This is a genomic window from uncultured Winogradskyella sp. (assembly GCF_947501905.1).
Classification (GTDB): Bacteria; Bacteroidota; Bacteroidia; order Flavobacteriales; family Flavobacteriaceae; genus Winogradskyella.
This window is the reverse complement of sequence record NZ_CANMXL010000003.1, coordinates 535,593-556,030: the sequence shown is the minus strand read 5'-3', so window position 1 is coordinate 556,030 and position 20,438 is coordinate 535,593. Positions and strand designations below refer to the sequence as shown.

Genomic DNA, 20,438 nt, shown 5'->3' with positions numbered 1-20,438 from the left:
CTAAATGTAAGTTTTTTTCTCAGGCAGAAACAAAAAAAGCTCTGATTTCTCAGAGCTTCTCCATTACTATTATTCTAATTAATCTCTTTCACCAAAAACTTGAAGTGCCCAATACAATAAGGAAGCTAAAGCTCCTATTGCAGCTACTAAATATGTTCTTGCAGCCCATTTAAGTGCATCTTCAGCGCCTTCATATTCCTGCTGAGAAACCATGTTTTTATTCTTTAACCAAGCCAATGCACGATTACTGGCGTCATATTCTACTGGTAGTGTTATAAAACTAAACAATGTTGCTGCGCCCATAAAAACTAAACCAGCAACAGCAACCCAATAACCCATACCAACACCTGCGGCAGCACCCATAATTAAACCGCCGATAACAAGCCATTGAGACATGCCTGAAGTTACACTAACTATTGGCACTAAAGCAGAGCGCATTTCTAAAGCACTATAAGCTTGTGCATGTTGCACGGCGTGACCAACTTCATGTGCTGCAACAGCGGCTGCAGCTGCATTACGTTGATTATATACTGCTTCACTTAGATTTACTGTTTTGTTTTTTGGATTGTAATGATCTGTTAGTTGACCTCTTACCGAAATCACCTCAACATCATAAATACCATTGTCAGAGAGCATCTTTTCTGCAATTTCACGACCTGACATTCCGTTTTGAAGTTGTCGTTTAGAATAAAACGCAAACTTTTGTTTTAGTTTGTTACTAACTAACCAACTTACAAGTGCTATTGCGCCTATTAAAATATAATATCCAAACATAATTTTATCCTTTTTTGATTTATAAAGTTATAATATTTAAAGCAAAAAGTACGCCAAATCCATGTTAAGAAATTTTGTCAGTATTTGTCGATTTACATTGCCTCAACTGACCAATTAAAAGCTTCAGCAATTTCTTCGTAAACAATTTTACCGTTAACGATATTAAGTCCTTTTCTTAAAGCCAAATCTTTAGCACATGCTTTTTCCCATCCTTGATTCGCTAATCGTAGCACATATGGCAATGTTACATTTGTCAATGCCAAAGTAGATGTGTAAGGCACAGCACCTGGCATATTCGCCACACAATAATGCACCACATCATCAATGATATAAGTTGGGTCTTCGTGTGTGGTCGGTTTTGTAGTCTCAATGCAACCGCCTTGGTCTACAGCTACATCTACAATTACAGTTCCTGGACGCATGTCTTTTAGCATATCTTTGGTAATAAGTTTTGGTGCTTTAGCTCCTTTTATAAGTACACCACCAATTATTAAATCATGATTTTTAATGCGCTTTTTGATGTTATATGCGCTAGAGAATTCTGTAACTACGTGATTTGGCATTACATCATTGACATAACGTAATTGCTTCATGTTAATATCCATTATCGTCACATGTGCACCCAAACCAGCTGCCATTTTTGCCGCTTGTATACCAACAGTACCTGCGCCTAGAACTAATACTTTACCTGGCGGTACTCCGGGAACTCCGCCTAATAGTACACCACGGCCTTTAATTGGTTTTTCTAGATATTTAGCACCTTGTTGTATAGCCATGCGACCAGCAACTTCTGACATTGGCGTTAATAATGGTAATGATCCATCCGCTTCTTCAACAGTCTCGTACGCAATACAAACGGCTTTACTCTTAAGCATCGCTTTTGTTAGAGGTTCACTAGAAGCAAAGTGAAAATATGTAAACACCACATGATGCGATTTTATGAGTGGATATTCTTCAGCAATAGGTTCCTTAACCTTAACTATCATTTTACTTGAAGCGTAAACTTCTTCGATAGTATCTAAAATAATAGCGCCAACATCTTTATAGTCTTGGTCAAAAAAACCACTGCCGAATCCAGCATCTTTTTGTACAAATACGGTATGATTTTTACGTATTAATTCGAAAACGCCAGCTGGTGTCATACCAACTCGGCTTTCATTGTTTTTGATTTCTTTTGGAACTCCAATTTTCATTCTCTAAGTAGTGTTGAGATTAGTAATTGGACTTGAATTTAAATTTAAATTCTGAAACGAATATGCTTAAAATGAGATATTTAAAATTATTGCGAATATGATAATTTGAATCTCAAATAATACGAAATCAGCAAAAAAGTCAGTAAAATCAATCTATTGCTTCTGTTACTTTACTCACCTTTTCGTTTTGAAATATGACAAGCATTTTCACTTCTTCTTCAGTATTAAAAAAACTTGGCTCCGTTCCTAGTTTGTATACAAATCCCCTTTTTGGTTTTGACACAACTGAATTCGGTTGGCCTAATAAACTAATAATATCGCCTTTGGTTTTTCCTATTAATAACCTTGACTCTATAATATCATGAACCATTTGATATCGCTCTAAGGGTTTATTATGCCACTTTGCCTTATCAAAACGTTCATCAAAAATTGAGATTAGAAGTTTACTTGACACTACAACAACTAATAAGAACACTATTACTTTTATTATTCTTATTAGCTTGAGTTTTATCATATATTATCCTACAATATTCACAATTTTACCTGGAACAACAATTACTTTTTTAGGCGTGCGTCCTTGTAATTGCTCTTGCGTCTTTTCGTTAGCTAAAACTGTTTTCTCAATCTCTTCCTTGCTCATATCTAAAGGTAATTCTAGCGTAAAACGCATTTTACCATTAAACGAAATTGGATAGTTTTTGTTGCTTTCCACCAGGTGACTTTCATCAAAAATTGGGAAAGCTGCTGTTGAAATAGATTCGTTATTCCCTAACTGACTCCATAATTCTTCTGCGATATGTGGTGCGTAGGGCGAAATTAAAACCAATAAAGGCTCAAGAACTTCTTTACTGGTACATTTTTGAGCGGTTAATTCATTAACTGCAATCATAAAGGTAGAAACTGATGTGTTGAACGAGAAATTCTCAATGTCTTCTTCAACCTTCTTTATGGTTTTATGAAGCGTTTTTAAATTATCTTTTGATGGCTCAGCATCATTAACATTTATAGTCTCTTGGCCAACATAGAGTTTCCAAAGTTTCTTTAAGAAATTATGTACACCAGTAATACCAGCTGTGTTCCAAGGTTTGTATTGCTCTAATGGCCCCAAAAACATTTCGTATAATCTTAAACTGTCTGCTCCATAATCTTCGCAAATACTGTCTGGGTTAACGACATTAAACCAACGCTTTGACATTTTTTCGACTTCTCTCCCAACAATATATTTTCCGTCTTCTAGCTCAAATTTCGCGTCTTTAAATTGAGGTTGCCATTTTGATAATTCTTCAATATCAATTTCATCTGAAGAATTAACTAAAGTAACATCAACTCTAATTTCTTCAACATCATAATTACTCTTAAGGTTTTTCGAAACATAAGTATTTGTTCCTGAGACTCTATAAACAATAGCGCTAGTCCCTAAAATCATCCCTTGGTTAATAAGCTTTTTAAAAGGCTCGTCAACACCTACAAAACCTCTATCTTTCAATAGTTTTACCCAAAAACGAGAATATAGTAAGTGGCCAGTCGCATGCTCGCTACCGCCAATATATAAATCTACATTTTCCCAATAGTTTAAGGCCTCTTCACTTGCAAAAACACTGTCGCGATTAGCTTCTTCCATATAACGGAAAAAGTACCACGAGCTTCCTGCCCAACCTGGCATGGTATTAAATTCTAAAGGATGTATCGTCGTATTGTTTATTTTATCGTTTGCAACAACAGTATTGCTTTCTGTACACCAAGCCCAAACATCAGCACGACCTAATGGCGGCTCGCCTTCTTCAGTTGGTAAATATTTTTCAACTTCAGGTAATACAATTGGCAAATGCGCTTTGTCAATCTTTTGTGGCATGCCATTGACATAATATACTGGGAAAGGTTCACCCCAATAACGCTGTCTAGAAAAAACAGCATCACGCAAACGGTAATTGGTTTTACCTTCACCTTGACCTATTTGCTCTAATTCGTATATGGCACGTTTTGTTGCTTTTTTATAGTTCATCCCATTAAGGAAATCGCTATTGGCAATCTTTACATTGTCTTTTGAACCATAAGCTTCTTCAGAAATGTCAACGCCTTCAAAAATATTTGGAATCGCAATATCAAAATGCTTTGCAAAATCATAATCACGTTGGTCACCACATGGCACTGCCATAACTGCTCCTGTTCCGTAGCTTGCCAAAACATAATCGCCAATCCAGATAGGAATTGGTGCTTTTGTAAACGGATGCTCGGCATAAGCGCCAGTAAACACCCCAGAAATGGTTTTTACATCTGCCATACGTTCGCGCTCGCTTCGTTTTGCAGTAGCTTCAACATAAGCGGCAACGGCTTCTTTTTGTTCTGGTGTGGTTATTTGAGATACATATTCGTGCTCTGGCGCTAAAGTCATAAAACTGACACCATAAATAGTATCTGGACGTGTGGTGAAAACGTCTATCTTTTTATCGTGACCATTCACGTTAAACGTCACAGAAGCACCAACAGATTTTCCAATCCAATTACGTTGACTCTCTTTTAAAGAATCGGTCCAATCAATAGTCTCTAAACCTTGCAATAAACGCTCTGCATAAGCAGAAATACGCATGCTCCATTGGGTCATTTTTTTACGCACTACAGGATGTCCACCACGTTCAGAAACACCGTTTACGATTTCATCATTAGCTAAAACGGTTCCTAATGCTGGGCACCAATTTACTTCGGTTTCAGCTAAATAAGTTAATCTGTATTTTAGTAGTATTTCTTGTTTTTTTTCTGATGAAAAGTTATGCCAATCATCAGATGAAAAAATCTCAATATCATCATCACAAGAAGCATTTACCGTTGTATTTCCTTCAGTTTCAAAAACCTGAATTAAGGTTTTTATGTCTTCAGCTTTATTTGTTTCGTTATTAAACCACGACTCAAACAACTGGATAAAAATCCACTGTGTCCACTTGTAATAGTCTGGATTAGAAGTACGCACTTCGCGACTCCAATCAAAAGAAAAGCCAATTTGGTCTAGCTGGCGACGATAGGTTTTGATATTTTCTTCAGTAGTTATTCTTGGATGCTGACCCGTTTGGATAGCATACTGCTCTGCTGGCAAACCAAAACTATCGTAACCTTGGGGATGCAATACATTAAAGCCTTTGTGACGCTTATAACGGGCATAAATATCACTGGCAATATAACCTAGAGGATGTCCAACATGTAAACCCGCACCACTTGGATAAGGGAACATGTCTAAGACATAATATTTTGGTTTATCTGAGCTATTGGAAGCTTTAAACGTTTCGTTTTTTGCCCAATAGTCTTGCCAGTTTTTTTCAATCTGATTAAAATCGTATCGCATCGCTATAATTTCCTTGAAATAAGCCGCAAATTTAGGGCTATTACAACACATTTAAAAACTAAACGTTGTAATACTCAGCATAACAGATTTCTTTTTTATTTTTACCTTAATTAATTATCCTTTATGGCCTCTTCTTTTGACTCTTACCAAAAACGCAAATTGATATCATCGTATATCTCTGTTGTGATAAGTATAGCCTTGGTATTATTCCTTTTAGGTTGCTTAGGGTTACTGGTCATAAACTCTAAAAAAGTCGCTGATCATTTTAAAGAACAAGTGGTCATGACTATTTATTTGAATGACACTGCAAAAGACGTCGAAGTCAACCAACTTAAGAAAAGTTTAGCCTTAGCTGAGTACTCTAAAGAAGCGCTTTATGTCTCTAAAGAAGAAGCAGCCGAATTTATGAAAGCCGATACAGGTGAAGACTTTATGGATTTTGTGGGTTACAATCCTTTAAAAAACTCGATTGATGTCTATCTAAAGGCCGAATATGTAACCACTGAAAAACTCACTGAAATTACTGAAAGCCTTTCCGAAAAAGGGTTTATTGAAGAAATTCGATACGATAATGACTTGGTAGAATTGATGAATGACAATGTGAAAAAAATCACGTTTTGGGTATTAATAATAAGCGGGCTTTTTACCTTAATTGCAGTCCTTTTAATTAATAGTTCTATACGATTAGCTGTATATTCTAAACGTTTTATCATTAAAACCATGCAAATGGTTGGTGCAACAAAACGCTTTATCCGCAAGCCTTTTGTATGGCAAAGTGTAAAGCTAGGTATTATTGGTGCTTTATTAGCCTTAGCAGGCATGGCTGTTGTACTTTACTATTTAGACATCACCTTTTTAGAACTCCGACTACTCGAAAACACAGTACTTATTGTTGCCCTTTTTGTAGGCATCTTTTTATTAGGTATCCTCATCACTTGGATAAGCACCTTTATTGCGACGCAACGCTTCTTAAACTTAAAGACGGATCAGTTGTATTATTAACATTTGTTGCATCAAGTTTAACACCATTTTACCATTCTTTCTACAATAAGGGAACAATAGTTGAGTTATCTAATACCTAAACCCTATTTATAGCTAATGACATAACTATACGCCAACCAAAGAGAAGTTTAACTAAAAATCTTTGATTATGAATCGTATTGTATTTGTAGGTTTATGCCTCGTAGGAATTATGGTTTTTGTGTTTGCACACGCAGATTCAAAATTAGAAGAACAACCTAAAGCTGAAGTAGCTAAAGAGAGTTATAAGAAAACGTTCTATTAGGACTAAGTCCTAATCCATACTAAATGCTCAATGTTGATTATAAAATTTTCAATACTGAGCATTTATTTTTTTGATGCTCTTAACAATTCATTTCTTAGAATATGTTTACTTTGCAATAGCTATAACAAAAATCATGGGCGAACAAAAACGCAAACAATCTGCTAAAGGCGATTTTATCTTCGGGAAAAAAAACTATAAATGGTTATTTATTGGTCTAGCCTTTATTGCTGTTGGTTTTATTATAATGGCTGGTGGCGGCAGTGACGACCCAAACGTATTTGATGAGTCTATTTTTCATTGGAGACGTATCCGTTTAGCACCAACACTTGTACTTATTGGTTTTGGCATTCAGGTATACGCTATTCTCTTAAATCCTGATAAGAAAAAGGATTAATTTAAATTTCATTGCGTTTTCATTTTTCGGTAACTGTATTTTAATACTTTTGCTTCATGGATACAATCGATGCCATTTTATTAGGAATTATTCAAGGGCTCACAGAGTTTTTACCTGTGTCGTCTAGCGGACATTTGGAATTAGGCAAAGCTATTTTAGGTGATAATTCGGTCCCAAAAGAGAGCCTCTTATTTACAGTCGTACTTCATTTTGCAACTGCTCTAAGTACTATAGTTGTATTTAGAAAAGATATTTTATCACTTCTAAAAGGCATTTTTAAGTTTCAATGGAATGAAGACTTGCAGTTTGCTGCAAAAATTGCAGTATCTATGATTCCTGCGGTTATTGTAGGTCTGTTTTTTGAAGAACAACTCGAAGCCCTTTTTGGCGGAAATATTCTACTTGTTGGTTGCATGCTTATCGTTACTGCTGTATTACTATTCTTAGCAGATAAAGCAAAAGATACACAGAAAAAAGTGAGTTTTAGTAATGCTTTTATTATTGGTGTTTCGCAAGCTGTTGCAATGCTTCCAGGGATTTCACGTTCTGGAGCAACAATATCTACATCCGTGTTATTAGGAAACGACAAAACCAAAGCTGCACGGTTTTCGTTTTTAATGGTAGTGCCCTTAATCTTTGGAAAAATAGCGAAAGACATTTTGGGTGGCGAGCTCACATACGATTCTGCAAATTTCACCACTTTAGGTATTGGTTTTGTAGCTGCTTTTGTCGCAGGTCTTTTTGCATGTACCTGGATGATTAGTCTCGTTAAAAAGAGTAAGCTTTCTTATTTTGCTTTCTATTGTGTTATTGTCGGTGTTATCGCCATAGGGTTTTCATTATACAATAGGTAATATGAAAACAGCTGACGATTTTAAAAACGGACAAGTATTATTAATAGATAAGCCGTTAACATGGACATCTTTTCAAGCTGTAAACAAACTCCGTTGGTCAATCCGTCAAGCTTATAATATCAAAAAAATCAAGGTAGGTCATGCAGGCACATTAGATCCATTAGCGACAGGTTTATTGGTGATTTGCACAGGCAAAATGACCAAGCAAATCAATACATTTCAAGGTCAAGAAAAAGAGTATACTGGCACTTTTGTTTTAGGAAGCACGACACCTTCGTATGATTTAGAAACAGAAGTCAACGAAACATTTCTTACGGAACATATTACCGAAGAGTTAATTCATAAAACCACTGAACAATTTACTGGTAAGATTGAACAGTTTCCACCTATATTTTCGGCTATAAAAAAAGAAGGAAAACGTTTGTATGAATTTGCTCGTGCTGGTGAAGCTGTAGAAATCAAATCTCGTGAAGTAGAAATTACCGAGTTTGAAATTACCGCAATTCGCGAATTAGAATTAGAATTAGATTTTAGGGTGGTTTGTAGCAAAGGGACTTACATTCGTTCTTTAGCTCATGATTTCGGAAAAGCGCTGAATTCTGGCGCACATCTTTCGGTATTACGACGCACTCGAATTGGTGATTTTAAAGTTGAAAATGGCTTGACTCCTGAAGAATTTATTGGAACACTTCCAGAAAAAGAACAAAATTAAAAATTAGATTCTTTAATCCTTTTCTAAACTACGTTCGTATATTATTTAGGTACGATTTTTGCCCTAAACAAACTAAATGCATTTTATAGAAAAATACAAAGCGGTATTAATAACAAGCCTTATCACAGGCATTGTTGCTTTTGGTATGTTTAGTATTCAGCTTTCAAATACTAAAGAATTAATCGCAGAAACCATCTATGAGATTGAACCAAAGACCGAAGAAGATATTCAGAAGGAACTTGAGGAAATTCAAGATTTAAAATCTCCAACCACTAACAAAGCTTATAATGAAGATGAAGAGTACAAAAAACTCATGAAAAACTTTAAAACTATAAGTGCGGATGATTTTGAAAAAACGACTAAACGACTCGAAGACAATAAAGCTGAAAGAGAGGCTGAAATAAATAATAACTCTAATATAGAAACTCATAAAGCTTATGCACTTAAGCAAAATGAAACCGAGTCTTACAAGAAACTACAAAATTTACTAGACAAAAAACAAAATGGAATTGCTGAACATGCTGCTGGTGGAAGCACATTAAGCTATTCTTTAAAAGACCGTAGGCTTTTAAGCTATGATACACCAAGATATTTGTGTGAAATTTCAGGAAAAATTGTGGTAAACATTAAAGTAGATAATACCGGTAATGTCTTTGAAGCCTATATTAATGGTTCTTCAAATAGTAATAATGAATGTTTGATTGAACACGCGATAGCATATGCTAAATCGGTACGCTTTAATACTTCAAAACGCACCGACCAATTAGGCTCTATAACCTTTTATTTTAAGGGAAAAGATTGACTTCGACTCCGCTCAGCCACCACAATTAAACTAAAGTCTTCAGTAAATCTTCAAGTGTAGATTGCCCTTTGTCTTTGTTATACCAACGCTGTAAGTCTTCTTTAAACTCTGGTGTTAATTGACCATGTTCAGCTTTATAATCATTTACTAACTCTGTAGCAACAGATGGTCTTGGACCAAATGTATCTATAACTTCATTAGAGTCATTATCAATCATAATTAGCTTTGGGATTGATTTTCCGCCATTGGTTAAAAAGGCATTCATTAAAGCTTCATTCTCATCCCTAAGTACAACTTTGTAATCGATATTATCATTAAGCTCTGCTACTTTATTAATAACAGGCATAATATGTGCTGCATCTCCACACCAACTTTCAGTGAGTACCAACCATGTCATTTTTCTATTAGAATTTTCAACAGTGGTTTTAGCATCTTCAGATAGTTTTACTGTTTTATCCCAGCGTTTCATTCGTCTATCGTTTAAAGCTGTATAGTTTACTAAAGCCTCCGTCTTTTCTAGACCAGTAGTAGAGTTATTTTCGGTAAGTTCGCTTACCAAAGTTCTATATTCAGCATAAGACATGCTTTTTTCTAAACTATTAGAAATTATATCATTTATCATATTGACTTGTAAAGTTTCCATAATACAAAATTAAAATTCTATTGCCCAAAATTGTACAACAGTTGTTACATTAGTAGTATAATTATTAAAAGCTTACAACTATGGAAAAACACAGATGCGGTTGGTGCGTTGGCGACCCACTTTATGAAGCTTATCACGATAATGAATGGGGTGTTCCTGTGAGAGATGACCATCAATTATTTGAATTTTTAATCTTAGAAACCTTTCAAGCTGGATTAAGTTGGATTACCATTTTACGTAAGCGTGAAAACTTCAGAAAAGCTTTTGATTATTTTGATTACAAGAAAATAGCTAATTATGATGAAGACAAAATTGCCGACTTACTCCAAGATGCAGGAATCATTAGAAATAAGCTAAAAGTTAATGCCACAGTTTCTAATGCAAAAGCATTTATAAAAGTCCAAGAAGAGTTTGGTACGTTCACAAAATACATTTGGAGTTTTGTTGATGACAAACCCATAAAAAACAATTTTAAAAACTATAAAGATGCGCCTGCAAATACACCTTTAAGTGATGCATTGAGTAAAGATTTAAAAAAAAGAGGTTTTAAATTTGTTGGCTCTACTGTCGTTTATGCGCACATGCAAGCTACTGGAATGGTTAACGACCATGAAGTCTCTTGTTTTAGGTATAATGAAGTATAGTTATATGTACTTTAAGAACTCTTGTCTTGAAATATGTTTTCCACCTAAACTTTCAAGATGTTTGGTGTGTAACTGGCAATCAATTAAATCATAGTCCGAAGATTGAATAAAATCTATAAAACCATATTTACTTGCATTACTTACTTTAGTAAACATACTTTCGCCACAAAACACTTTATTACCAATATCTACTCCATAAAGTCCACCTACTAAATCTTTACCTTGCCATACCTCAATAGAAGTGGCATATCCAAGTTTATGTAATTTTACATAAGCTTCAATCATGGCATCTGTAATCCAAGTTCCCTCTTGCCCTTCACGAACGACAGCTGCACAATTAGAAATCACAGCTTCGAACGCTTTATTCTTAGTCACTTTAAACTGCTTTTTTTTGAACAACTGCTTCATACTTTTAGACACCTTAAGTTCGTCTGGAAAAACAACAAATCTTGGGTCTGGTGACCACCACAAAATTGGCTCATCTTTTTCAAACCAAGGGAAAATTCCGTTTTTATAGGCATGCAATAATCGCTCTGAAGATAAATCACCACCTATAGCTAATAATCCATCGGCAGAAGCCTCAGAAACGTGTGGAAATTCTATTTTATCGTTTAAAAAATACATTTCTTCACCCAACTATAACGTTATAGTTGGTGTTATTAGTGTTAAATCAGGCAATTACCTTGGGTAAATTAGCTTTTTTTCTCATATTTGATATAACCTTTATGTTACGAATTTTGTTCATCATTGCTTTTTTTTGAGTTTGTTCGTAAAGGTTAAACCTAAAACCACAATATTAAGTCCTGATTTTTAATCGGGACTTTTTTAATAAAACCAAAAAGCCTGTTCAAAAAACAGGCTTTTTTAATTGATTATTTTTTCTGAATTAGAACGGTAAATCGTCGTGATCTTCTGTATTTAAATCTGTAGCAGGCTCAAATGCAGCTGTTGGAGGTACCGGTGGCATATCAGCTGGAGCAGCTTCAGATTGTAAAGCTTCTATTCTCCATCCTTGAATGGAGTTAAAATACTTCACTTCTCCTTGAGGGTTTGTCCATTCACGTCCTCTTAAGTTGATATTTACTTTTACTTGTTGTCCAACTTGGTAGCTATTCAATAAATCTGTTTTGTCCTGAACAAACTCTACCATGATATGTTGTGGGTATTGTTCTTCTGTAGTTACTACAAGCTCACGCTTTCTAAATCCATTACTACCAAAGGTTTGTGTTTCGCCAATCACTTTGATTCTTCCTTGTACTTCCATTTTATTAATTATTCAAATTGTTTATTTTATGTTTTGCTAAAAGCATGATTAATGCTTCTTGGGAATGACCTTGCTTTATGATTTTTTTGGCGCTTTTATGAATAAAGTCATCCGATATATCTACGTTAGACAAGTTCCCGAATTCTTCCGAAGTTTTTAAATAGTTATCTATTTCATCCTCACTTGGAAAGGCTGCTAAATTACCTAAAATTCCTAAATCATTTCCAGATAAAATAGAACTTTTTCTAACGGATTCTGGCAACTTATCAACACCTATACCTAAAGTGCTTAATGGCTTTGGTATTTCGAAAAAACCGTCCTTGGCTCTACTATAATAACTACCGCCAGCTCGGGCGACTAAATCTAGCTTCTCTTGGTTAATATTTCCATTATCTTCTAAAACATCTTCGGATATATGTATTTTTAAAACCTCGCAAATAATAAGATTCCCAGCACCACCTTCATTTCCTAATTTTATTATTTCATTAACCTTACATTCCATTTGTATTGGTGATTCTGCAACTCTAAAGGGTTTTACTAAATCAGATTCTAGCATGGTTAAACCTGCTTTTTCAAATTCATTTACGTCTTGAGCATATTCTGTACTACTCAAAGACATTTGCTGAACGATATCATAGTTTACTACATTGACAACAACTTCTTTTGCAACTTCAGCATTCTCTAATGTATGCTTCGTCGTATTATCTCTAACACGTCTGGCAGGAGAAAATATAAGAATCGGAGGATTTGCACTAAACACATTAAAGAAACTAAACGGTGATAAGTTTGGATTTCCATTAGCATCAATTGTACTAGCAAAAGCAATTGGTCTTGGTGCAACTGCACTTAATAAATAGCTATGTAATTTGGCTGTTGAAAGCTCTTTTGGTTGGTAAGACACCATAAAAAATTCATTTTTATCAAAGATAACCATATTACAGACGTAATAAAATGAATTGCCTATGGTTTGAAAACAATAATATTTACAGAATTGCATTATATTTAGAACCATTAACTATTCTTATTGATGCGTCGTCTACATCTTAACAGAAATGTAATCCGTTGGATTATAATTATTTCATCTTTTGTCATTGTATCCTTAATCCTATGGAATACATATGTGTTTTTCCAACATTTTAAGTCTGAAGAACGTTCAAAAATGAAGAACTGGACTGTCGCTTACTCTGAATATGTTACAACATTAACAAATTCTGGAGAAGACTTAAGTATTAATGAGGTTGTAGATTACATAGTTTTAGAGACAAATATCACAGCTCCGATGATACTCGTAGATGCTGATAAAAACATCATTAATCATAGAAACATTTTCGGTAAACCTAGGCTTACCGAAGAAAATGAACTAGCAAAAATATTTAATGATAGTATTGATGCTAAATATGTAGAAACCCATAAAGACCGATTAATTTTAAAATTCCAGAGAGAGAATCAGCCATTAGTTATGGAAGATTTAGAGCAAACTCTTTATTACGGAAATTCGCCCTTACTAAATAATCTTAAATACTATCCTTTAGCCTTATTATTAATAATTCTCCTTTTTGCTGCAGTAGTTTACTTTTTTTACCGAAGCTCTAAAACAGCTGAACAAAACAAACTTTGGACTGGTATGGCTAAAGAAACAGCACATCAAATAGGAACACCATTATCCTCATTAGTGGGTTGGACAGAAATATTAAAGTCTGAAAATGTCAATCCAGACTACATTGTTGAAATGGAAAAAGATGTAGACCGCCTTAAAACCATCACAGAACGTTTTAGTAAAATAGGCTCTGTCCCTGAATTAAAAACTAATGATATTGTTTCTGAAACCAGAAACTCATTTTCTTACTTACAATCAAGAACCTCCAAGCTTATAGAATTTGATATAGAAATCCCTGAAAAAGAAATAAAAGTAAAATTTAATGAGCAACTTTATAGCTGGACTATAGAGAACTTGGTGAAAAATGCTATCGATGCCATGAAAGGTAAAGGTAAATTAACCTTAAAGCTTATTGAAAAAGAAAAGCAGGTTATGATACAAATAACTGATACAGGAAAAGGCATTCCCAAAAGTCAATGGCAAACTATTTTTGAACCAGGTTACACAACTAAAAAACGTGGTTGGGGTTTAGGCTTATCATTATCTAAACGGATAATCGAAGATTACCATAATGGTAAAATAAAAGTCATTCAATCCGAACTAAATAAAGGCACTACTTTTCAAATTGCTCTAAAAAAGCATATCTAAGACTAGAGTTATGAAAGCGTCAAATTATTTTACATTAAAAGAGTTTCAACTAAATAACAACTGTCCCGAATGTTATAGTAATGGAAGTTTGCAACTTACGTTTAAACAAAGAATTACAGATAATATCTTCTTTAAGGCTATTACAAGCGATACTTCTCACGAAATGCATTGCAAAAATTGTAATACCGCCATTTATCCTGTGCGTTGGAATGATGATATTGAGCGGGTTGTTGCGTACCACGAACGTGCTATTACACCTAAGAAAACATCTTGGAAGCTAAAACCATTTGGCTATATATTTATTGGAATAGACCTATTAATAATTATAGCCATTGCACTAGTACTGCTTGGTATTATTAAATTTTAATCTAAATGTGTAGCTATTGAAGCTGCTACTGCTTCAAACTCATCTTTTGATAAGTTCTGTTTTGAGACAAATCTAGCATCCTCCATTGTATGCAATGGTATTAAATGTACATGTACGTGAGGTACTTCTAAGCCTATAACTGACATCCCAATACGTTCACATGGCACAGCCTTTTTTATAGCTTTCGCCACACGACGAGAAAACACCATTAAGTTTACGTAAGTCTCTTCATCTAAATCAAAAATCTTGTTAACCTCTTTTTTGGGGACGCAAAGCGTATGCCCTTTACTATTTGGATTAATGTCTAAAAAAGCTATAAAATCTTTAGTTTCCGCAACTTTATAAGATGGGATTTCTCCATTTATGATTTTAGTGAAAATAGAAGTCATTATTACTAGCGGTTAGTTATGTAAATATAAAAGATTCCTGCTTAAAGCTATAAACAGGAATCTTAAAATATGTTTTGTAATCTTTATTATCTCGAAATCTCAAGAATATCAAACTTCATGATACCATTTGGGACTTGTATTTCAGCAACATCACCAACAGATTTACCTAAAAGGCCTTTACCAATTGGTGAGTTTACTGATATTTTCCCAGAAGCCAAATCTGCTTCACTTTCAGCTACCAAAGTATAGGTCATTTCCATACCGTTTGTTTGGTTTTTAATCTTTACTATAGACAGCGCCAAAACTTTAGATGTATCTAGTTGCGACTCATCAATAACACGAGCATTTGCTAAGGTTTCTTCCATTTTAGAAATTTTCATCTCCAGCATCCCTTGTGCTTCTTTAGCTGCATCGTATTCTGCATTTTCACTTAAATCACCTTTGTCTCTGGCTTCTGCAATAGCTTGAGAAGCTTTAGGCCGTTCTATATCTTTTAAGTGATTTAATTCTTCTCTTAATTTTTTTAATCCTTCGGCTGTGTAATAAGATACTTTACTCATAACTCATTCGTTTTAAATAAAAGATGCTGAACAATTTCAGCATAAAAAAATCCCGCTTTCACGAGACAACTATACAAATATATAAAATATTTATGGGATGTCTTAATTATTGTAAATTGCGGCAAAAGGAAACTAATAAAGTTTAACTCTTACACTTTTTGAAATATTGCTATGAAAAAGTTCTTAATATTATCTCTGTGCGTTCTTACTTTTGGATGCAGTAGTAATAACAACCCTAATAATTGTAATTTTTTGCTTAACGTTAATGTTAATGTCACTGTGAATCTCAATTTACCACAGTTTAGTCAATTACAATTTACTGGAAATTCTGTAAGACTTGAAGGCCAAGGTAATGGTGGTATTATAATAGCAAGAACAGGTAGTGAAACATTACGTGCTTGGGATGGTGCCGACCCTAATCATGCATTTTCTAACTGCTCTTTACTTTCAGTCAATGCACTTACTGCAACTTGTGGCTGCGAAGATGCTAATGAATATGAGCTTTTATCTGGACAGAATCTAGGTCAAGACCCAGAACCCTGCACATTATTACCGTACAGGGTTGAGTTTGTTGGAAATAACCAATATTTAATTACTAACTAAAAATTAAGCGTTACACCCAATAAAAAGTTAGTTGTCGCTTGAGGGTAGAAGCCCGAGAAAAACCCTGTCGTGACACCTGTTGTACTTGAGGGGTCAGCAAAATCAAACGAACCAAAATACCCGTTTGAGATATACTTTTCATTAAAAATATTGTTAACCAATAACGAAATGTCAACGTTATCAATAAATGAATTTACTTTCCAATTATAAGTAGCATTAAAATCATTTACAAAAAAGGCCTCTAATAAAGAGGCTTCATTATCAATATTACCCATATATTGCTCCCCAACATGTTTAGACAAAAACGCTAAATACAACTCTTTTGTAGGCCTATAAGCTATTGTATTACCTATAATAAGGTTTGGAGAGAACGAAATATCTGTATTACCTAAATTTGTTAATACGCCATCACGTTGAAAGAAAAAATCTCGATTTTTATTAGCACTCAAAGCAATATTTGGCTGTATATTTAGCTTTGAAGTAATAGCTAGATTAGCATCAATCTCAACTCCTAATCGATAACTACTACCACTATTAGCACGTATTGGTGCACCCGACCCATCTAAAGCACCTGTAAGTACTAGTTGGTCGTTATAATCCATATAGAAGCCATTAATATTTAAGGCTAATTTTTCTGAATTATGTCTCCAACCTATCTCAATATCGTCTAAGCGTTCTGGGCGTGGGCTTCCATTTTCAAAATCTGTTCTATTTGGTTCTCTATGAGCTCTAGCAAACGAAGCATATAAATGATTCTTATCGTTTAGTTTAAAACTTGCTCCAAATTTTGGATTAAAGAAATTGAAGTTTTCGTCCACAATAAAATCAGCAACATCTGAGTTCTGCCCAGTTGTTGAGTAATCAACAAATCTACCTTGTAGGTCTAAATAAAATTGCCATTTTTCATTTAATCTATAATCAGCTTTTGCGAAGGTTGAAAATTCATTCTTTTTACCTACACCAAAGTAATAACGGTCTCCCAATTCAGAATCGCTAGCAAAACGAGACCAGATAACTTCTCCAAAATGGTCGCCTTCATATGTACTGTAAAATAAGCCTGAAGTCACATCAAATTGGTTGTCTTTATAGTTCACATTTCCCGATAACACATAAAAATCATTATCTAACCAACGTCTTCTTACTATATCTGAAGTTGTAATAGTTTCACCTCCTATTTGAACTGGTGATAAGCCATAAAAAGCCAGGTCATCATCATTTTCATATTCTTCAAAGAACCCACGACCATAGGTATAATTGAAGCTTACATTTGAGCTCCAATTATTATTGTAACGTTGTGCCCAATGCAATTGATAGTGATCTTGTTTGTAATCGTCTACTTGATTGTTATGAAATCCGACTATATCTCCTTGGTCATCTAGAATAGCTCCAGCCGGATTAAACGTTGGATTATTAATTGCAGTAGCTCTATCTACACCAAACCAAGATTGGTATGTAACTTCACTACCTGCAAAATGTATTGCTTTAACCAATGTATTATCATCCTTATAAGCGCCTTGTAGGTAATAGGATTTTAAATCTGAAGTAGCTCTATCTATATAACCATCAGACGTAATCTGTGACAATCTACCAGAAAATATAAAATGGTCATTTAATAGCCCCGTACTAAACTTAACATTATGACGTCTTGTATTAAAAGACCCTATTGAGTGTGATGTACTCGCACTTGCCTCATCAGAATCAACATCTGTTAAGATATTTAAGCTTGCACCAAAAGCTGCTGGGCCATTAGTTGATGTACCTACTCCTCGCTGCAACTGAAGACTCTCTACAGAAGATGTAAAATCTTGTAAATTCACAAAAAACGTTGTTGCACTTTCTGCATCGTTATATGGAATACCGTTAATAGTTACATTAATACCTTGATTTGCAGTACCACGCACTCTAAAGCCTGTGTAACCAATTCCAGCCCCTGCATCTGAAGTTGTAACAACAGATGGTAAAAATTTAAGTTGGGTTGCTATATCCTGACCTAAATTACGCTTAGCTAATTGCTCTTTTTTTAAGTTAGAATGTGTTATTGAAGAATTAGCTTTTACACGAACAGCTTTAATTAGGACAGCTTCTAATTTTTCGGTTTTTGTTGAATCCTGTGCTTTTTCTTGAGAAAATGATGCTAGAGAAATAATCCCTAAGCAGATAAAAGTGAATAAATTTTTCATTACGACTATAACTAATAATCGAATAAAAAGAGGTAATTATTCTTTGTTAATAATTGGTTTGAGCATGAGATGCTGAAACGAGTTCTGCATGACAAGCTATTAAAATTTCCTTAGCAGCATTACCTGCCCAGGTTCTATGGGTATGATCTCAGCTTTTTACAGCACCCCTTTTTTGAGAACGCTGCAAAGATAATAGGGATTTATGATTTTAGAATCACAAATCATCATTTTTTTAATCAATTTTTGGAGGCTTCCTATTTGCTTTTTTTTCAGAAGTTTTTCTCTTATTAAGCAATCTTTTTTGCTTTACTGCTTTAGGAATTTTGGTTGGTAAACGCTCTTTCTCTTCTTTTAAGCCTTCTTCTATTAGCTCTAAAAAACGCTTTGTGACTATAGTCTTATTTTTAAATTGACTTCTGCTTTCGCCACAGCTTAAAATCAAAATACCACTATTAGTGAGTCTGTTTTGCAAATATGCTTTTAACCTTTCTTTTTGCTCTTCATTAAAAAATACAGAACCGAAGAGGTTAAAGTATAATTCAATCTTAGTAGCTACCTTATTTACATGCTGACCACCGCTTCCCGAACTACGAACTGCTCTATATGTAATTTCGTTTATTAACTGAGAGAAATCCATCTTAACTGAGTTGATGAGATGGTTTTAACAAATCATTTACCGTCTTAACAGGGTTAAATGTTTGTATAGGTACTTCTACAAAAATGCTATTCCAATAGGCCATACTACCATTCCACAACCCAGGTAACTCAAGTGCTTTTATATCCTTTCCAACTTTTGTCTTCATAGTTATAAAGGCAGCTTTATGATTAACATATTTTTGCAAATCAAAAATATTACCTTCATCATCTTTGATAGAACAGACAATATCTACAGGATTAAAATGTGTCGCATTTTCTAAAATTCTTTTTTGCTCTTTATTCTTTTTATTGACTTGTGCAGATTCTACAATTTGTAGTGATAATCTTCCTGCCTCATCCTTAACCCAAAATGGGCCACCTCCAGGTTCTCCTTCATTTTTAACCATTCCGCATACTCGGATTGGCCTATTCAATGCTTCTAAAAGGTATTCTACTTTGTATTTATGTGAATATTTTTCAAACTCTTCAGAAATTAAAAAGTTTAATTTATTAGATAGAAAATCTCCTATTTGGTTCAAAACTTCTTCTGATAAGTCTTGATTTTTAAGCTGCTTAATATATTGAAAAACAGAAGCTCTGGTTTTAAGAAGTATTCCTGCTAAAACCTTTTTGTATTTGGCAACTTCTGCTTTATAATGCTTAACCACTACGTTATCTATATTGCTTATAAAGATTAAATCCGCATCGATAGCATTCAAATTTTCAAGTAAAGCCCCATGACCAGAAGGTCTAAAATACAGACTACCGTCTTCGTTTCTAAATGGCTCGTTTTTGGTAGTTAATGCAATTGTATCAGTCGATTGATGCTGGTAAGAAAATGAAATTTCATAAGGGAATCCCGTTATTTCTTCGACGCGCTCCTCTATACGTTTAAACTCTGCCGTAAATTTATCTCTATGCTTCTCCGAAATTGTGAAATGCAACTTTAGTGGCTCTTTTCGTGAACCGTAAAATGCCATCTCAAATAAATGCTCTTCAAAAGCTGTAGAAATATCATTATTGTATTTATGAAAAGGGAATAAGCCTTTTGGATAACTTCCAAAATTTAACTGATTCTCTTCAAGCATTGCTTTAACAAAGGTATATGCTTTTTGATTTGGATTTAGGGTATTATAATCAACACCATTACTTTCAATTTGTTTTAGAACAGTATCATAAAACGGAAACTTTTCTAAAGCAATTAAAAAAAGAGGCAAGTCTTTAAGGCTATTTCTATTTATATAGGCATTAAGCGATTGTATTAGGGGGTTATATTCTTTTAGAAATTGAAATAAAAACTTAAACATCCTTGTAGCAGCTCCTGATGCTGGCACAAATTTTACAATGTCTATTTTCTCTTTTTGAGAATCAAAAAACGAAACATGCTCTGATACATCATGATACGACACCTCCATAATTCCATTTCCAGTCGTAGCTGCAGAATGGATATTAGAATGATTAACTCCTGCTATAAATTGAGAAATTTGATTATTGACCAACTGTTCTGTTAGACCGTAACTCTCAATTTGCTTTATATCTTCTTTTGTAAACTTCAATTT

23 protein-coding genes and 1 riboswitch are annotated in these 20,438 nt (G+C 34.2%); of the genes, 10 read left to right on the top strand and 13 right to left on the bottom strand.

Annotation, left to right across the window (positions count from 1 at the left end):
- Positions 1-78: 78 nt before the first annotated feature.
- The 4 genes from Q0770_RS09395 to leuS all read right to left on the bottom strand — a co-directional run bounded on the left by Q0770_RS09395 (position 79) and on the right by leuS (position 5,301).
- The gene (locus tag Q0770_RS09395; protein ID WP_299116290.1) at positions 79-774 is read right to left on the bottom strand and encodes a zinc metallopeptidase; all 696 of its coding nucleotides are present in this window, start codon (positions 772-774) and stop codon (positions 79-81) included.
- A 92-nt stretch (positions 775-866) separates the two neighbouring features.
- Positions 867-1,967 carry an alanine dehydrogenase gene (gene ald, locus Q0770_RS09390; protein ID WP_299116288.1) on the bottom strand — a complete coding sequence of 367 codons (1,101 nt, stop codon included), beginning with the start codon at positions 1,965-1,967 and terminating at the stop codon, positions 867-869.
- A gap of 148 nt (positions 1,968-2,115) precedes the next feature.
- Positions 2,116-2,481, bottom strand: a complete 366-nt coding sequence (locus Q0770_RS09385) for a hypothetical protein (protein WP_299116286.1) — start codon at positions 2,479-2,481, stop codon at positions 2,116-2,118.
- A 3-nt stretch (positions 2,482-2,484) separates the two neighbouring features.
- Complete coding sequence (leuS, locus tag Q0770_RS09380; RefSeq protein WP_299116284.1) at positions 2,485-5,301, bottom strand: leucine--tRNA ligase; 2,817 nt, start codon at positions 5,299-5,301, stop codon at positions 2,485-2,487.
- A gap of 123 nt (positions 5,302-5,424) precedes the next feature.
- Between leuS and Q0770_RS09375 the strand changes: the two genes are divergently transcribed.
- From Q0770_RS09375 to Q0770_RS09350, 6 genes are all read left to right on the top strand, one after another.
- Positions 5,425-6,303, top strand: coding sequence for an ABC transporter permease (locus tag Q0770_RS09375; RefSeq protein WP_299116282.1), 879 nt, complete (start codon positions 5,425-5,427; stop codon positions 6,301-6,303).
- Positions 6,304-6,451: 148 nt separating this feature from the next.
- Entirely contained in the window at positions 6,452-6,586 is a 135-nt protein-coding gene (locus Q0770_RS09370; protein WP_299116280.1) for a hypothetical protein, read from the top strand.
- Positions 6,587-6,719: 133 nt separating this feature from the next.
- Positions 6,720-6,980, top strand: a complete 261-nt coding sequence (locus Q0770_RS09365; protein WP_188372856.1) for a DUF3098 domain-containing protein — start codon at positions 6,720-6,722, stop codon at positions 6,978-6,980.
- A 56-nt stretch (positions 6,981-7,036) separates the two neighbouring features.
- Positions 7,037-7,834 (top strand): undecaprenyl-diphosphate phosphatase, encoded by a 798-nt coding sequence (locus Q0770_RS09360; protein WP_299116275.1) that lies wholly within the window; start codon positions 7,037-7,039, stop codon positions 7,832-7,834.
- Position 7,835: 1 nt separating this feature from the next.
- A complete protein-coding gene (gene truB, locus Q0770_RS09355; RefSeq protein ID WP_299116273.1) occupies positions 7,836-8,546 on the top strand; it encodes a tRNA pseudouridine(55) synthase TruB in 711 nt (236 codons plus the stop codon).
- Positions 8,547-8,622: 76 nt separating this feature from the next.
- A complete protein-coding gene (locus Q0770_RS09350) occupies positions 8,623-9,348 on the top strand; it encodes a hypothetical protein (protein ID WP_299116271.1) in 726 nt (241 codons plus the stop codon).
- A gap of 25 nt (positions 9,349-9,373) precedes the next feature.
- On the opposite strand, the gene Q0770_RS09345 is transcribed toward Q0770_RS09350, so the two are convergent.
- Positions 9,374-9,991, bottom strand: coding sequence for a thioredoxin family protein (locus Q0770_RS09345; protein ID WP_299116269.1), 618 nt, complete (start codon positions 9,989-9,991; stop codon positions 9,374-9,376).
- Between the two features lie 80 nt (positions 9,992-10,071).
- Here Q0770_RS09345 and Q0770_RS09340 point away from each other — a divergent pair, with 80 nt between their 5' ends.
- Positions 10,072-10,635 (top strand): DNA-3-methyladenine glycosylase I, encoded by a 564-nt coding sequence (locus Q0770_RS09340; RefSeq protein WP_299116267.1) that lies wholly within the window; start codon positions 10,072-10,074, stop codon positions 10,633-10,635.
- Here Q0770_RS09340 and aat read toward each other — a convergent pair whose 3' ends face one another.
- The 3 genes from aat to Q0770_RS09325 form a co-directional block, all read right to left on the bottom strand.
- The gene (gene aat / locus Q0770_RS09335; protein WP_299116265.1) at positions 10,636-11,259 is read right to left on the bottom strand and encodes a leucyl/phenylalanyl-tRNA--protein transferase; all 624 of its coding nucleotides are present in this window, start codon (positions 11,257-11,259) and stop codon (positions 10,636-10,638) included.
- A 262-nt stretch (positions 11,260-11,521) separates the two neighbouring features.
- Positions 11,522-11,899, bottom strand: a complete 378-nt coding sequence (locus tag Q0770_RS09330; protein WP_299116263.1) for a DUF3127 domain-containing protein — start codon at positions 11,897-11,899, stop codon at positions 11,522-11,524.
- A 4-nt stretch (positions 11,900-11,903) separates the two neighbouring features.
- Complete coding sequence (locus Q0770_RS09325) at positions 11,904-12,803, bottom strand: flavin reductase family protein (protein ID WP_299116261.1); 900 nt, start codon at positions 12,801-12,803, stop codon at positions 11,904-11,906.
- Between the two features lie 123 nt (positions 12,804-12,926).
- Between Q0770_RS09325 and Q0770_RS09320 the strand changes: the two genes are divergently transcribed.
- Both Q0770_RS09320 and Q0770_RS09315 read left to right on the top strand, forming a co-directional pair.
- Positions 12,927-14,144 (top strand): HAMP domain-containing sensor histidine kinase, encoded by a 1,218-nt coding sequence (locus Q0770_RS09320; protein WP_299116259.1) that lies wholly within the window; start codon positions 12,927-12,929, stop codon positions 14,142-14,144.
- A gap of 10 nt (positions 14,145-14,154) precedes the next feature.
- A complete protein-coding gene (locus Q0770_RS09315) occupies positions 14,155-14,511 on the top strand; it encodes a hypothetical protein (protein ID WP_299116257.1) in 357 nt (118 codons plus the stop codon).
- Here Q0770_RS09315 and Q0770_RS09310 read toward each other — a convergent pair.
- Together Q0770_RS09310 and greA are read right to left on the bottom strand one after the other, a co-directional pair.
- The gene (locus Q0770_RS09310) at positions 14,508-14,900 is read right to left on the bottom strand and encodes an HIT family protein (protein WP_299116255.1); all 393 of its coding nucleotides are present in this window, start codon (positions 14,898-14,900) and stop codon (positions 14,508-14,510) included. The genes Q0770_RS09315 and Q0770_RS09310 overlap by 4 nt on opposite strands.
- A gap of 86 nt (positions 14,901-14,986) precedes the next feature.
- Positions 14,987-15,460 (bottom strand): transcription elongation factor GreA, encoded by a 474-nt coding sequence (greA, locus tag Q0770_RS09305; RefSeq protein ID WP_188372868.1) that lies wholly within the window; start codon positions 15,458-15,460, stop codon positions 14,987-14,989.
- Positions 15,461-15,631: 171 nt separating this feature from the next.
- On the opposite strand from greA, the gene Q0770_RS09300 reads away from it, so the two are divergent.
- On the top strand, positions 15,632-16,063 hold the full coding sequence (locus Q0770_RS09300) for a hypothetical protein (protein ID WP_299116251.1): 432 nt from the start codon (positions 15,632-15,634) through the stop codon (positions 16,061-16,063).
- Here Q0770_RS09300 and Q0770_RS09295 read toward each other — a convergent pair.
- The 3 genes from Q0770_RS09295 to Q0770_RS09285 form a co-directional block, all read right to left on the bottom strand.
- On the bottom strand, positions 16,060-18,243 hold the full coding sequence (locus tag Q0770_RS09295; protein WP_299116249.1) for a TonB-dependent receptor: 2,184 nt from the start codon (positions 18,241-18,243) through the stop codon (positions 16,060-16,062). The two genes, Q0770_RS09300 and Q0770_RS09295, sit on opposite strands and share 4 nt — an antisense overlap.
- Positions 18,244-18,332: 89 nt before the next feature.
- A riboswitch (TPP riboswitch) is annotated at positions 18,333-18,422 on the bottom strand.
- A gap of 53 nt (positions 18,423-18,475) precedes the next feature.
- Positions 18,476-18,880: an alternative ribosome rescue aminoacyl-tRNA hydrolase ArfB gene (gene arfB / locus Q0770_RS09290; RefSeq protein ID WP_299116247.1), complete on the bottom strand. Its 405-nt coding sequence runs from the start codon at positions 18,878-18,880 to the stop codon at positions 18,476-18,478.
- A 1-nt stretch (position 18,881) separates the two neighbouring features.
- Positions 18,882-20,435 carry a DUF4301 family protein gene (locus Q0770_RS09285; protein WP_299116245.1) on the bottom strand — a complete coding sequence of 518 codons (1,554 nt, stop codon included), beginning with the start codon at positions 20,433-20,435 and terminating at the stop codon, positions 18,882-18,884.
- Positions 20,436-20,438: the final 3 nt, after the last annotated feature.

Coding starts and splice junctions, on each gene's coding strand:
- Q0770_RS09315 (WP_299116257.1), top strand. CDS start 14,155: ATGAAAGCGTCAAATTATTTTACATTAAAAGAGTTTCAACTAAATAAC.
- Q0770_RS09340 (WP_299116267.1), top strand. CDS start 10,072: ATGGAAAAACACAGATGCGGTTGGTGCGTTGGCGACCCACTTTATGAA.
- Q0770_RS09310 (WP_299116255.1), bottom strand. CDS start 14,900: ATGACTTCTATTTTCACTAAAATCATAAATGGAGAAATCCCATCTTAT.
- truB (WP_299116273.1), top strand. CDS start 7,836: ATGAAAACAGCTGACGATTTTAAAAACGGACAAGTATTATTAATAGAT.
- Q0770_RS09365 (WP_188372856.1), top strand. CDS start 6,720: ATGGGCGAACAAAAACGCAAACAATCTGCTAAAGGCGATTTTATCTTC.
- arfB (WP_299116247.1), bottom strand. CDS start 18,880: ATGGATTTCTCTCAGTTAATAAACGAAATTACATATAGAGCAGTTCGT.
- Q0770_RS09385 (WP_299116286.1), bottom strand. CDS start 2,481: ATGATAAAACTCAAGCTAATAAGAATAATAAAAGTAATAGTGTTCTTA.
- Q0770_RS09375 (WP_299116282.1), top strand. CDS start 5,425: ATGGCCTCTTCTTTTGACTCTTACCAAAAACGCAAATTGATATCATCG.
- Q0770_RS09300 (WP_299116251.1), top strand. CDS start 15,632: ATGAAAAAGTTCTTAATATTATCTCTGTGCGTTCTTACTTTTGGATGC.
- Q0770_RS09360 (WP_299116275.1), top strand. CDS start 7,037: ATGGATACAATCGATGCCATTTTATTAGGAATTATTCAAGGGCTCACA.
- greA (WP_188372868.1), bottom strand. CDS start 15,460: ATGAGTAAAGTATCTTATTACACAGCCGAAGGATTAAAAAAATTAAGA.
- Q0770_RS09370 (WP_299116280.1), top strand. CDS start 6,452: ATGAATCGTATTGTATTTGTAGGTTTATGCCTCGTAGGAATTATGGTT.
- aat (WP_299116265.1), bottom strand. CDS start 11,259: ATGTATTTTTTAAACGATAAAATAGAATTTCCACACGTTTCTGAGGCT.
- Q0770_RS09325 (WP_299116261.1), bottom strand. CDS start 12,803: ATGGTGTCTTACCAACCAAAAGAGCTTTCAACAGCCAAATTACATAGC.
- Q0770_RS09345 (WP_299116269.1), bottom strand. CDS start 9,991: ATGGAAACTTTACAAGTCAATATGATAAATGATATAATTTCTAATAGT.
- ald (WP_299116288.1), bottom strand. CDS start 1,967: ATGAAAATTGGAGTTCCAAAAGAAATCAAAAACAATGAAAGCCGAGTT.
- Q0770_RS09295 (WP_299116249.1), bottom strand. CDS start 18,243: ATGAAAAATTTATTCACTTTTATCTGCTTAGGGATTATTTCTCTAGCA.
- Q0770_RS09350 (WP_299116271.1), top strand. CDS start 8,623: ATGCATTTTATAGAAAAATACAAAGCGGTATTAATAACAAGCCTTATC.
- Q0770_RS09330 (WP_299116263.1), bottom strand. CDS start 11,899: ATGGAAGTACAAGGAAGAATCAAAGTGATTGGCGAAACACAAACCTTT.
- Q0770_RS09395 (WP_299116290.1), bottom strand. CDS start 774: ATGTTTGGATATTATATTTTAATAGGCGCAATAGCACTTGTAAGTTGG.
- Q0770_RS09320 (WP_299116259.1), top strand. CDS start 12,927: ATGCGTCGTCTACATCTTAACAGAAATGTAATCCGTTGGATTATAATT.
- leuS (WP_299116284.1), bottom strand. CDS start 5,301: ATGCGATACGATTTTAATCAGATTGAAAAAAACTGGCAAGACTATTGG.